The following is an 11605-nucleotide window of genomic DNA, read 5'->3' as shown; positions in this document are numbered from 1 at the left end:
TCTCCGCCCAGTCCTCCACCTTGATCACCCTCCAGAGAGTGGAGGGGTCAACATTCATCCGTCGCCTGGGGGTCAGTATTCACGCGTCGTCGACACCGTGGCGGCGGGGGTTCGATCCTTGCTTGGTGGGCTCCAGGCGGAGATGGCCGACGACCGTGCTGCCGCGGTAGTCGTCGTTGCCGCACGCAGGGCACGACGAGATTTACTCCTCGCTGAACGGCACGGTCATCGTGACGGCTGCCTGATCGGAGTAGGCATACACCACCGCCTCCTGTGAGGCGAGATGAACGGGCTCGCAGTTCGGCCGGCGAGAGGTGCCTGTCTATATCTGCAACGAGTGTTGCACTGATCTGTCCTGAATTGTCGGCAATCGCAGCTACAGTACGCCTCGCACCATCCCTTCGCCCCCGTCCCGTCTGCCAGCCGCAAGGCATCGTCTGCTGCGACCGAGCCGGGCCCATGCCGAAGGCATCGCCCGGGGCGCGCTGCACGCGACCCAAGTCGCGGACAGATGGCACCTGTGGCGCAACCTCGGCGAGGCCGTCGAACGCACCGGCACCCGCCACCGCGACCATCTCCAAGCCCTCGCCGCCGCACCCGGCACACGCGCCGGCACGCGCACCGACACGCCGCCACCTGCGGCGCCGTTCGTCCCGCCCCGCTCGCCCGCCGACCGTCAGGACCGCACCGCCGCCCGGACCCATGAACGGCACGCCGCCGTGCACGCCCTGCTCGAGCAAGGCCAAGGGCTGCGGGAGATGGCCCACCTGCTGTCTCTGGGCCGCAACACTGTCCGGAGCTTCGCCCGCGCCGCCAGCCCCGAAGATTTGCTTGTTCACAAGGGCACCGGCCGACGGCCCAAAAATCTGGAAGCCTACGACTCCTACCTGCGCAAACGCTGGGCCGAGGGATGCACCAACGCCGCACTCCTTCACCAGGAGCTGCAGGCCCTGGGCTATTACGGCAGCGGCACCACCGTCCGCCAGTACGTCCGCCCCTAGCGCGACGGAACGCCTCCCGCACCGACATCAACGCGACCGCCCACGGTCCGGCAAGCCGCCGGCTGGTTCCTGCGCAACCCGCCCACCTCGACCCGACGAACACCGCCAGCTCCAAGCGCTCCTTTCCCGTGTAGTCATCGTGCGGACGCGTCCGTCGGTCTGGTCTGTCGCGACAGCGATGTTGGCTTCGGATCTGTCCAGGACGCTTGATGCTTCGGGCGACCTGAGTGGCTGACTACTTCTGTCTATTCATTTGAGGCGGGCCAGTCCCAGACGTGATGGGTTGTGTGCAGGTCAGGTGGGCTCTCTGACGCGTGGCGTGGCCCTCGGAGCTAGCGCAACCCGCGATGCGGGGAAGCGGCTTTGAGGGGCCACGGAGATTTCGGACAGCCGTTTTATGGGCGTAGCCTATGCGGCTGTTTGGGTTGAAAGGGACTCGTTGAGTACTTCCAGGGGCGGCCGGTAGCCGAGCGCCGAGTGCAGGCGCCGGTGGTTGTAGAAGCCCTCGATGTAGCGGATGACCTGCCGCCGTGCCTTGGCGCGGGTGGTGAAGACGAAGTGGTGCAGCCATTCGTTCTTGAGCGCGGAGAAGAATGACTCGGCCATGGCGTTGTTGTAGCAGACTCCGGTGCGGCCGACGCGACCGTCCGATCGCCCTCCAGCACCCCTGCGGACGGCTTCTTCCTTGAACTCCGGCGAGAAGTGCCTGCGACGCCTCGTCACGTACCTACCTCTTCGAGACTTCTGTCAACTTATGTAGCCGACTGTCCGGAATCTGCTGGGAACCTCACTTGCGGCCTGTGGGAGCTGCCTGCGACCTTGTCTCAGAGAGAGGCCGATGTTCGCATGTGTTCGCTATGCAATGCTTCATGTTGGGACGGGGGTACTTGGCGGGAACTGTTCGACCTGCAGCTCCGTTCACATTTCGTTTCCTTCCTGTAGGCCTTACAACTCCGGAGGACGGGCGTGCCGGACATCGGCTCGATCCTGGGTGGCTCCATGCCCATGCCGTTCGGTCTGGGTCATATCCCCCTATGGGTCCTAGTGGCGTTCGATCTTCTTGGGCTGGCTATGATCGTCAAGATCGTCTCGGCCTTGGCTGGGGGGCGAAGGGGGCGTCACGGCAGGCGGAATCACAACGAACGAGCCGCTCTTGGCAGCATGCTCGGCGGCATCGGCCAGGTCGTGAGCACCATAGTCGCTATATGTGCACTTATCGTAACCATCTGGATTTGGCGCGATCAGGTCGAGCAGGAGGAGGGCAAGCGTCTGGAGGAGACGCAGAGGCTGGCGCAGCAAAATCAGGAGACTGAACGGCTGCGACTGGAGGAAATCCAAAGGCAGGCGCAGCAGAGTCAGGAAAGCGAACGGCGGGAGCACGCCCGCTTTGCTGCTCGTGTCTCGGTGATGTCATATAGTGACCCCGCTGGTATGAAGATCGTTATACGCAACGCCAATGCAGCTGGTGCCAGCGTTCTGGTGTTGTCCATGGTCGGCAAGCAAAAGAGCCGACAGAACTTTGACATCTTGGTGCCCCCATGCAACCAGGCAAGCTTCATAATCGCGGTGCCCACCTCATGGTCGGCCGTAGTCCGTAAGGGCGGACAGGAGTGGTTTCCCAGTGCCGATCCTGCCCCAGTGTCGCGAGAGTGGCTCTTTCGCACCTATGGGGCTAAGGATGGGCAGATTTATTCTGCCCAGGCTTCGGCTGCTTTTGAGCCCATCGGCACGTGTTGAGCCGTCCCGCAGGATTGAATGATGAACAATCGTCCGAGCTGCTGAACTCCGGTTGGGTAATCCTGGTCTTGCGGCTGTGCCAGTGCGGCGCGCGGAGAAGCGTCGTGCGCCCGGAGGCGTTCCTCCGGACCTCAAGATCATCCCCCGCCTGTCCCCACAACACTGTCCTGTGGCTGCATGTGGCTGCCCTCGGCGACCTATCCAGGACCTAACAAGCAAAGACCTGCGACTGAGAAACCGCAGGTCAGAGGCTGAATTGCCTGGTGGAGATGAGTGCCCCCGGCAGGATTCGAACCTGCGGCACCCGCTTTAGGAGAGCGGTGCTCTATCCCCTGAGCTACGGAGGCGGACGAAGTAAGCCTAGCGAAAGTCTGCCACTGCGTGTGCCCTCAGCCCCCACCAAGTTCCCCGGGACCCCTGTACCCAGGGCGTGCCGTGCCATGGGTGCGCAGGCGGGCGGTAAACACATGGCAACCGGTTACCGGCCGTGGTGTCGCCCGCGGTTACGGTCGGCGCGTGGACAGTAGGCGACGTAGGCAGGCGCGTAGGCGGCCCGTGGTGTTGTTCGCGGCGTTGCTCGCGCCTGCGATCTTCGCCGGCGGGTTGCTGGCGGGGGAGATGTCTCAGTACCAGCACGAGGGCAAGAGGGGCCGGGAGCGGGAGTTCAAGGTGTTCGCTCCGGTGCTGGTGCCTCCGCCTGCGCATCCGGCGCGGCAGTACGTGGCGGCGATGCCAGCGCCTGTCACAGAGGCGGAGACGGAGGCTGGGGCGGAGGTGGTGGACGTTCCCGGGGAGCCGGCGGTGCAGACGGTGGGGATTACGAGGGACACTCCAGCGCCGCCAGTCCAGGAGGTGGCGCCGGAGCCTTCGGATCGGGCTCCGGCAGCGCCGTCGGAGTCGCAGTCCGATTGTCCGGGGGAGTGGGTGGACACGTGGCTGTGGGAGCTCTGCAGGGAGCATGAGCGGCAGCCGGCGGTGAGCCTCACGGGCGATCTGGCGTCGGGGTTGTGACGGGATCAGGGATCAGGACGTACGGGCGTACGGGAGCGCACAGGGTGACGTGGTGGCGCTTCAGGTGACATGGGGGCGTCACGAATGAGGCCGACCCCTTGAAGCCGGTGCAAGGCGGTATCGGTGCTCCATCGTCTTGGAGCGGTGAACGGGTCGGCATGGCAGCGGAGCCCCGGGTCAGGCTGACGGTAGAGGGCCGCCGTGCGACGTACCGGATGATCGACGGCACCCCCACGAGCCGCCACGGCATCCCGCAGCCACACCCCAACCCCCACCTCCCAAGCCAGGAGCAGTACAAAAGCGTCGTTTGCCTCATAACGGCTCTTCGGAGTTCGGTCCGGGCACTCGGGGGGCTGTAGTAACGTGCGTGCCGGACGCGGGTAACGAGTTTGCAAACGGAGGAGTCGAACGTGCCAGCCCCTCGATCAGCAGGTCTGATCGCGGTCGTCGTGGCGATGACTTCCCTGCTGGGCGCTCCTGCCGAAGCCCGGCAGGCCCAGGACACCCGCCAGGCCCTAGGGAGCCAGGCCCTGGGGACCCGGTCCGACCCCGCCAACCTCACCGAACTGCGCAAGGAAGCCGAACGGGCGGCGCAGGAGCTCGAGGAAGCCAACAAGGCGCTGATCAAGCGGCGTACCGAGTTCGAGGCGGCCGAGAAGGAGCTGGAGGGCAAGCTGCAGGCCCTCGCGAAAGCCGAGCGGCACCTGGCCCAGATCCGCCAGCCGGTGTCGCAGATGGCCGAGCTGCTCTACATCCAGCCGCTGGCCAGTGACACGATTGTGCCGTTCCTGGCGGGGGACGCCGATGCCGACACCTTGCGGACCATGGCCAGCATCAACCACATCGTCATGGTGCGGCAGCAGGCGGTCGACCGGAGCACCGCGCTGATCCAGCAGACGGAGAGGCTGGCCGCCGAGGCGCAGGAGCTGCGCGCGGGGAACCTGCTGGCCGAGGCGCAGATGGCCGCAGAGGTGGATCTGCTCAGGAAGCGGTCGGACAAGGTGGTCAAGTCGCTCACCGCGGCCCTGGTGAAGATGGGCATCAAGATCGACAAGGTGGGCCGGGCGGCGCTGGGGTGCAACCCGCTGCGGGCGGCGACGGCGGGGGAGTATCCGAACGGGCTGATCCCCAAGAGCATGCTCTGTCCGCTCCAGCAGAAGGGGTTCAGCCTGCGGGCCGACGCGACGATCGCGTTCGTCAGCCTGAACGAGGCGTTCAAGCGGCAGTTCGGCAAGCAGATGTGCGTGACCGACGCCTATCGGAGCCTGGCCGAGCAGCAGTCGGTCTATTACCGGCGGCCGGGGTTCGCGGCGGTGCCGGGGCGCAGCAATCACGGGCTCGGGCTGGCTGTAGACCTCTGCGGGGGTGTGGAGCGGTTCCGGTCCCCGGAGTTCAACTGGCTGGAGAAGAACGGCAAGAGGTACGGGTGGTTCCACCCGGACTGGGCCTACAGCAGCCCGTTCGAGCCGTGGCACTGGGAGTACGACCCGAAGATGGACACCCTGCCCTAGGGCGCCGGGGTGAGCTCGGCGGTGCAGTGGGCGCAGCGGGTGGCGGCCTTGGGGATCTCCGAGAGGCATTCGGGGCAGGCCCGGTGGGTGATCTCCTCGCGGGCCTCGGCGCGCTCCTTGAAGTGGGTGTAGGGCTTGACGATCAGGAAGTAGATCACGGTGGCCATCACCAGGAACGACACCAGGGCGTTGATGAAGTTGCCGTACATGAAGTTGGACTGGCCGATGGTGACCTTCAGGGACGAGAAGTCGGGCAGGCCGCCGAACGCCGAGATCAGCGGCGTCAGCAGGTCGGCCACGAACGACTGGACGACGGCGTTGAAGGCCGCGCCGATGACCACGGCGATGGCGAGGTCGATGACGTTCCCGCGCATCAGGAACTTCTTGAATCCACTCATGCCAACAGAGAGTAATGGATCGCTCACTCTGTGATGGTGATCGACAGGTGTCCTCCCGCCTGGGCGCCGGCCAGGTCGGCGGCCTGGGATCGCGTGGTGGCCAGGACGACCAGGGCGCCGTGGTCGCTGGGGGCGTCGGGGATGGTGAGGACCGTCACGTCGTCGGCGACGAGCGCGGCGGGGGCGCCGTCGCGGGCGGCCAGCACGCCGATCGTGGAGCCGGGGGAGATCAGGCGCACGACGTCGGGGTCGGAGATGCGTACGGGCGTGGCGACGGCGCCGGGAGGCAGGCGGAGGGAGTGGAGCAGGCGGACGTCCGTCAGCGGCTCGCCGCGGCGCATCGCGCCGGCCAGGACCCGGCCCACCGCGCCCGAGCGCAGGGCGCCGTCGGGCGGGTGGGGGAGCGGGACCGCGCGCAGGTCGCCGGGGCGCAGCACGCCGGGGGCGAGGTCGCGGGCGGCGACCAGCACCGTGGGGCCCGGAGCGGGCCGCAGGGCGACGAAGGCGGCCAGCACGCCCGCCGCGGCCAGGGCGGCCGCGACGAGGCGGCGGCGGCGCTCGCAGCGCCGCAGCCACAGGCGGATCACGGCAGCTCGAAGGGGAGCTTGATGCCGTCGAGGGCCGCGCCGCAGGGGCAGGAGCGCTCCTCGGGCAGGGATCGGACGGCGTCGGCGACCAGCGAGCGCATGCGGGTGACGTTGCGTGCGAAGAACTCCAGGACCTCGTCGTGCGTGACGCCCTGGCCCGCCTCCACGCCGGCGTCGTGGTCGGTCACCAGGGACAGGGACGTGTAACACAGGGCCAGCTCGCGGGCCAGGACGGCCTCGGGGAAGCCGGTCATGCCGACGATGGCCCAGCCGTTGCGCTGGAACCACTGCGACTCGGCCCGGGTGGAGAAGCGCGGCCCTTCGATGACGACCAGGGTGCCGCCGTCGAGCGTCTCCCACTCGCCGGCCCGCGCGGCGGCGACGGCGACCGCGCGGCCGGCGGGGCAGTAGGGGTCGGCGAAGGAGACGTGCACGGCGCCGCCGGTGTCGTAATAGGTCTGGACGCGGCCGGAGGTGCGGTCGACCAACTGGTCGGGCACGACGATCGCGCCGGGGCCCAGCTCGGCCTGGAGCGAGCCGACGGCGCTGGGGGCGAGGACCTGGCGCACGCCGAGCGAGCGCAGCGCCCACAGGTTGGCCCGGTAGGGGATGCGGTGGGGAGGGAAGCGGTGGTCGCGGCCGTGCCGGGGGATGAACGCGACCGGGCGCGAGCCGATGCGGCCCACGGTGACGGTGTCGCTGGGCGGGCCGTAGGGGGTAGTGACCTCGACCTCCTCCGCGTCGTCGAGCAGGGAGTAGAAGCCGGAACCGCCGATGACGCCGATGTCTGCGCGAGTGACCATGGCGCAGACATTAGCGGCGCGCCGGGTGGCCGCCGAGACCCCGAATCGCGTTCTGTGGATAACCGGCAGCGGAACGTGTTCGAATCCTCACGATGAGTATGATCGCAGGCATGCGGCAACGTGGCCTGGGGCTCATCATCGTCGCGCTCATGCTCGGCATGCTGCTGGCAGCGCTCGATCAGACGATCGTGTCCACGGCGCTGCCGACGATCGTGAGCGACCTCGGCGGGCTGGAGCACCTGTCGTGGGTGGTGACGGGCTACATGCTGGCCGCCACCGTGTCGACGCCGCTGTGGGGCAAGCTGGGCGACCAGTACGGGCGCAAGAGGCTGTTCCTGGCCGCGATCGTGATCTTCCTGGCGGGGTCGGCGCTGTGCGGGCTGAGCCAGAGCATGGGGCAGCTCATCGCGTTCCGGGCGATCCAGGGGCTCGGCGGGGGCGGGCTGATGGTGCTGGCCCAGGCGATCGTCGGTGACGTGGTGTCGGCCCGCGACCGGGGGAAGTACCAGGGGTTCTTCGGGGCGGTGTTCGCGGTGTCGAGCATCGTGGGGCCGCTGCTCGGCGGGCTGTTCGTCGACCATCTGTCGTGGCACTGGGTGTTCTACGTCAACCTGCCGCTCGGCGCGGTCGCGCTGCTGGTGATCGTGGCGGCGCTGCCCGGCGACGCGAGCCGCACCCGCCACACGATCGACTACGCGGGCGTGGCGCTGCTCGGCGGGGCGACCACCTGCCTGGTGCTGATCACGACGTGGGGCGGCAACACCTACGCGTGGACCGAGCCGGTGATCATCGGCCTGGCGGTCGCGGCGGTCGTGCTGGTGGCCGGCTGGATCCGGGCGGAGCGGCGGGCCAGGGAGCCGGTGCTGCCGCTCGGGCTGTTCCGCAACAGGGCGTTCGCGATGTCGTCGGTGGTCGGGTTCGTGGTCGGGTTCGGGATGTTCGGCGCGCTCACGTACCTGCCGCTCTACCTGCAGATCGTGCACGGGGTGACGCCGACGCTGTCGGGGGTGTTCCTGCTGCCGATGATGGCGGGGACGCTGACGCTCTCCATCGTGAGCGGATTTGTCATCTCGAAGACCGGCAAATACCGATATTTCCCGATCGCTGGCACCGCGATCGCCAGCGTCGGCATGTTCCTGCTGTCCACGCTCACCGAGCACAGCGGCACCGCCGTCATGGCCGCCTACCTGCTGATCCTCGGCATCGGGCTGGGCATGACCATGCAGGTCCTGGTGATCGTCGTGCAGAACGCCGTCGACTTCAAGGATCTCGGCGTGGCCACCTCCGGGGCGACCTTCTTCCGTTCGATCGGCGGCTCGTTCGGGGTGGCGACGCTGGGCTCGGTCTTCGCGGCCACGCTGACCACCGACGTGGCCCAGGTGCTGCGCACGACCACGCTGCCGCCCGGCTTCGACCCGGCGCAGATCCAGCGCGACCCGACCGCGATCCAGCGGCTGCCGTCCGAGCCGGCCGCCGACTTCCTGCACGTCTACGCCGACGCGATCGCCGCGGTGTTCCGGGTGGCGGCGCCGATCATGCTGGTGGCGTTCGTGCTGACCTGGTTCATCCCGGAGCATCGGCTCCGGCAGACCACCCGGGCCTCCGACATCGGCGAGGGGCTCGGCGCCACGTCGGCCGAGCGGTCGTCGCTGGCCGAGGTCGAGCGGGGCCTCGTCCGGCTGGCGGACGCCGACCTGCGCAAGGGCTACTACGCGCGGATGGGCGACCTGGCCGGGCTGGAGGGCATGCGACCCGAAGGCGTGTGGATCATCGCCAGGCTGGGCGGCGAGGGCTGGGTCAAGGCCGTCGACCTGGCCGAGCGCGCCCAGGTCAGCAGGGCGCGCGGCAGACCGTACGTGGACCGGCTCGTCGCCGACGGCTACGTGGAGCGGTCGGCGGACGAGGAGTGGCTGCGGCTCACCGAGCGCGGGCAGGCGGCGGCGCTGCGGCTGCTGCGCAGCTCGCGCGAGGCCCTGGGCCGGCTGGTGGCCGACTGGGGGCCGCACCCGCAACTGGAGGAGCTCCTCGACCGGATCGCCCCGGAGCTGCTGGGCGCCGCGGGCGACAGGCCCCGCTAGCTCGTCAGTTGGACGCGGCGGCCGGAGCGGGCTTCGACTCGGCGGGCTTCGACGACGACTCGGCCGGCTTGGACTCCGCGGGCTTCGAGGAAGCCGTGGCCGGAGCGGACGTCGACGACGAGCGGTTGTCGGTCTTGTAGAAGCCGGAGCCCTTGAACACGATGCCCACGGCGGAGAACACCTTGCGCAGGTTGCCCTGGCACGCCGGGCACACGGTCAGCGCATCGTCGGTGAACTTCTGAACGACTTCGAGCTGCTCACCGCAGTCGTTGCAGGCGTACTGGTAGGTCGGCACGCGCTCCTCCTTCAGGGGTTTGGCACTCGAGCGATGCGACTGCTAATGGTAACCGATACGGCCAAACGACTATTCCACTCCCCGCTCCCCGTACCATCCGGCGAGCTTGCCGCGGCGGCTGACGGCGCGCATGCGGGTCTCGGCCTGGTCGCGGCAGGCGGCGGTGGTGACGAGCAGGATCTGGTCGTCGACGCGGACGCGGGTGTTGGCGGCCGGCACGAACGACCTGCCCTCGCGGACGATGAGCGTTACCTGGGCGCCGGCCGGGAGCCGCAGCTCGAAGATCTCCACGCCGTGCAGCTTGGAGCCGGGCGGGACCTTGATCTGGAGCAGGTCGGCGTTGAGCTCCTCCAGCGGCGCCGACTCCACCTCCAGGTCGTGCGCCTCGCCCGGCGCGGCCACCTTGAGCAGCCGGGCCGCGAACGGCAGCGTCGGCCCCTGGAGCAGCGTGAACACGATGACGATCACGAACACCTGGTTGAAGATGTCCTTGGAGCCGGGGACGTCGGCCGCCCACGGGATCGTCGCGAGCACGATGGGGATCGCGCCGCGCAGCCCGGCCCACGACAGGAACGCCTGCTCGCGCCAGGTGATCGTGGCCAGCCGGCCCACGCGGGCGACGGCCGCGCTGACCATCACCGACAGCGGCCTGGCCACCAGCGCGAGCACGGTGCCGGCGATCAGGCCGGGCACGATCGCCGACGGCATCTCCTTGGGGCTGGCCAGCATGCCGAGCATGACGAACAGCCCGATCTGCGCCAGCCAGGCCGCCGCCTCCGCGAAGCCCCTGGTCGCCGCCCGGTGGGGGAGCCGCGAGTTGCCGAGGATGAGCGCGGTCACGTACACCGCGAGGAATCCCGAGCCGTGCAGCATGACCGCGCCGCCGTAGGAGGCGAGGGAGAGCGCCAGGACGGCGATCGGGTAGAGGCCGGACACCGGCAGGGCGATGCGGCGCAGCGCGTAGGCGCCGGCGGGGCCGACGGCGAGGCCGACGCCGCCGCCGATGAGCAGCTCCAGCGTCGTCTCCAGCAGGAACGAGCCCATGCTGGGGGTCGGCTGGGCGGCGCTGCTCAGCAGCACGACGGCGATCACGGTGGGGGCGTCGTTGAAGCCGGACTCGGCCTCCAGGGTGCCGGACAGCTTCGAGGGCAGCGGCAGCCTGCGCAGCACGGAGAACACGGCCGCGGCGTCGGTGGGGGCGAGCACCGCGCCGAGGATCAGCGCGGTGGTCAGGCCGACGCCGAGCAGCGCCTGCACGGCCGCCGCGACGACGACGATGCTGACCGCGACGCCGATCGTGGCCAGGATGAGCGCCATCGGGACCGCGCGGCGTACGTGGTTCCAGTTGGTGGTCAGGCCGCCCTCGGCCAGGATCACCGCGAGCGCGATCAGGCCGATGCGCTGGGCGATCTCCGGGTCGCTGAACGGGATGCCGAACCCCGCGTCGCCCAGCAGCAGGCCGAACCCGAGGAAGAGGAGCAGGCTGGGCAGGCCGCTGCGGTGGGCGACCCGTACGGACACGACTGCGGCGATGACGATGGCAGCGCCGAGAAGGAGCCAGACATCAAGCGTCATCCAGTCCCCTCTGTGCGTGCGTAGTCACTTTAGACTAGTCAGTCCCTCCGGGGTGATCGCAAAGCGGACCCGGCGATCGTGCGGCTCGGCGGGCACGTCCTCGCGCAGCTCGCCGTCGTGGAGCAGGGCGACCGTCGGCACATTCGGCCCGACCCTGCTCAGGGCCCGGTCGTACGAGCCCCCGCCGCGCCCGAGACGTACGCCGGTGTGCCGGTCGACGGCCAGCGCGGGGACGATCACCAGCGCGGCCGTGCGGATCGCGCCGGTGCCGCGCCGCGTGTCGACCGGCTCCATCAGCCCGAACCGGCCCGGCGCCAGCGTGTCGGGCCCGTCGTACACCGCCCAGTCGAGGTCGTCGTCCTGGCGCAGGACCGGCAGCATCACGGTCGCGCCGTGCTTCCACAGCGCGAACACCAGCCCGTGCGTCTCCGGCTCGGTGCCGATCGACCAGTAGCAGGCGACGAGCCCGGCCATCTGGACCCACGGCTGGTCAAGGAGGGTTTCGCGGATCTTGATGGAGTTGGCGCGCAATTGGCCGGGAGTGAGGGAGGCACGCGCCGAAATCAGCTCACGGCGCAGGTTGAGCTTGTCCACAGGGTCCTCCACTAG

11 protein-coding genes, 1 tRNA gene and 1 pseudogene are annotated in these 11605 nt (G+C 68.9%); 5 read left to right on the top strand and 8 right to left on the bottom strand.

Features of this window, described 5'->3' with window-relative positions:
- Window positions 1-719: 719 nt before the first annotated feature.
- Window positions 720-1001, top strand: coding sequence for a hypothetical protein (locus ACWDXC_RS32220; protein WP_449988032.1), 282 nt, complete (start codon window positions 720-722; stop codon window positions 999-1001).
- Between the two features lie 408 nt (window positions 1002-1409).
- On the opposite strand, the pseudogene ACWDXC_RS32215 reads toward ACWDXC_RS32220, so the two are convergent.
- Window positions 1410-1640: pseudogene (locus tag ACWDXC_RS32215) on the bottom strand (integrase core domain-containing protein); the annotation flags it as partial.
- 327 nt (window positions 1641-1967) lie between these two features.
- Between ACWDXC_RS32215 and ACWDXC_RS32210 the strand changes: the two are divergent.
- On the top strand, window positions 1968-2738 hold the full coding sequence (locus ACWDXC_RS32210) for a hypothetical protein (RefSeq protein WP_449988030.1): 771 nt from the start codon (window positions 1968-1970) through the stop codon (window positions 2736-2738).
- A 274-nt stretch (window positions 2739-3012) separates the two neighbouring features.
- Here ACWDXC_RS32210 and ACWDXC_RS32205 read toward each other — a convergent pair.
- A tRNA-Arg gene (locus ACWDXC_RS32205) sits at window positions 3013-3085 on the bottom strand.
- Between the two features lie 208 nt (window positions 3086-3293).
- On the opposite strand from ACWDXC_RS32205, the gene ACWDXC_RS32200 reads away from it, so the two are divergent.
- Window positions 3294-3749: a hypothetical protein gene (locus ACWDXC_RS32200; protein ID WP_449988027.1), complete on the top strand. Its 456-nt coding sequence runs from the start codon at window positions 3294-3296 to the stop codon at window positions 3747-3749.
- 410 nt (window positions 3750-4159) lie between these two features.
- Complete coding sequence (locus tag ACWDXC_RS32195; RefSeq protein ID WP_449988024.1) at window positions 4160-5260, top strand: D-alanyl-D-alanine carboxypeptidase family protein; 1101 nt, start codon at window positions 4160-4162, stop codon at window positions 5258-5260.
- Here the strand turns inward: ACWDXC_RS32195 and mscL are convergent.
- The 3 genes from mscL to ACWDXC_RS32180 are packed head-to-tail and all read right to left on the bottom strand — an operon-like array spanning window position 5257 to window position 7048.
- Window positions 5257-5658, bottom strand: a complete 402-nt coding sequence (gene mscL, locus ACWDXC_RS32190; RefSeq protein WP_449988021.1) for a large conductance mechanosensitive channel protein MscL — start codon at window positions 5656-5658, stop codon at window positions 5257-5259. The genes ACWDXC_RS32195 and mscL overlap by 4 nt on opposite strands.
- 23 nt (window positions 5659-5681) lie before the next feature.
- Complete coding sequence (locus ACWDXC_RS32185) at window positions 5682-6245, bottom strand: SAF domain-containing protein (RefSeq protein WP_357586107.1); 564 nt, start codon at window positions 6243-6245, stop codon at window positions 5682-5684.
- Window positions 6242-7048, bottom strand: a complete 807-nt coding sequence (locus ACWDXC_RS32180) for an S-methyl-5'-thioadenosine phosphorylase (protein ID WP_449988017.1) — start codon at window positions 7046-7048, stop codon at window positions 6242-6244. Before ACWDXC_RS32180 ends, ACWDXC_RS32185 begins: the two co-directional genes overlap by 4 nt.
- A gap of 110 nt (window positions 7049-7158) precedes the next feature.
- Between ACWDXC_RS32180 and ACWDXC_RS32175 the strand changes: the two genes are divergently transcribed.
- Window positions 7159-9126, top strand: coding sequence for an MFS transporter (locus tag ACWDXC_RS32175; protein WP_449988016.1), 1968 nt, complete (start codon window positions 7159-7161; stop codon window positions 9124-9126).
- A 4-nt stretch (window positions 9127-9130) separates the two neighbouring features.
- Here ACWDXC_RS32175 and ACWDXC_RS32170 read toward each other — a convergent pair whose 3' ends face one another.
- The 3 genes from ACWDXC_RS32170 to ACWDXC_RS32160 all read right to left on the bottom strand — a co-directional run bounded on the left by ACWDXC_RS32170 (window position 9131) and on the right by ACWDXC_RS32160 (window position 11590).
- Window positions 9131-9421 (bottom strand): FmdB family zinc ribbon protein, encoded by a 291-nt coding sequence (locus tag ACWDXC_RS32170; protein ID WP_449988013.1) that lies wholly within the window; start codon window positions 9419-9421, stop codon window positions 9131-9133.
- Between the two features lie 69 nt (window positions 9422-9490).
- Window positions 9491-10996 (bottom strand): potassium/proton antiporter, encoded by a 1506-nt coding sequence (locus tag ACWDXC_RS32165; RefSeq protein ID WP_449988010.1) that lies wholly within the window; start codon window positions 10994-10996, stop codon window positions 9491-9493.
- Window positions 10997-11020: 24 nt separating this feature from the next.
- Window positions 11021-11590, bottom strand: a complete 570-nt coding sequence (locus ACWDXC_RS32160) for a 5-formyltetrahydrofolate cyclo-ligase (RefSeq protein WP_449988007.1) — start codon at window positions 11588-11590, stop codon at window positions 11021-11023.
- Window positions 11591-11605 lie beyond the last annotated feature (15 nt).

It is taken from the genome of Nonomuraea sp. NPDC003214 (genome assembly GCF_053590035.1).
This window is presented reverse-complemented; position numbering and strand designations above follow the sequence as displayed.

Coding starts and splice junctions, on each gene's coding strand:
- mscL (WP_449988021.1), bottom strand. CDS start 5,658: ATGAGTGGATTCAAGAAGTTCCTGATGCGCGGGAACGTCATCGACCTC.
- ACWDXC_RS32180 (WP_449988017.1), bottom strand. CDS start 7,048: ATGGTCACTCGCGCAGACATCGGCGTCATCGGCGGTTCCGGCTTCTAC.
- ACWDXC_RS32175 (WP_449988016.1), top strand. CDS start 7,159: ATGCGGCAACGTGGCCTGGGGCTCATCATCGTCGCGCTCATGCTCGGC.
- ACWDXC_RS32165 (WP_449988010.1), bottom strand. CDS start 10,996: ATGACGCTTGATGTCTGGCTCCTTCTCGGCGCTGCCATCGTCATCGCC.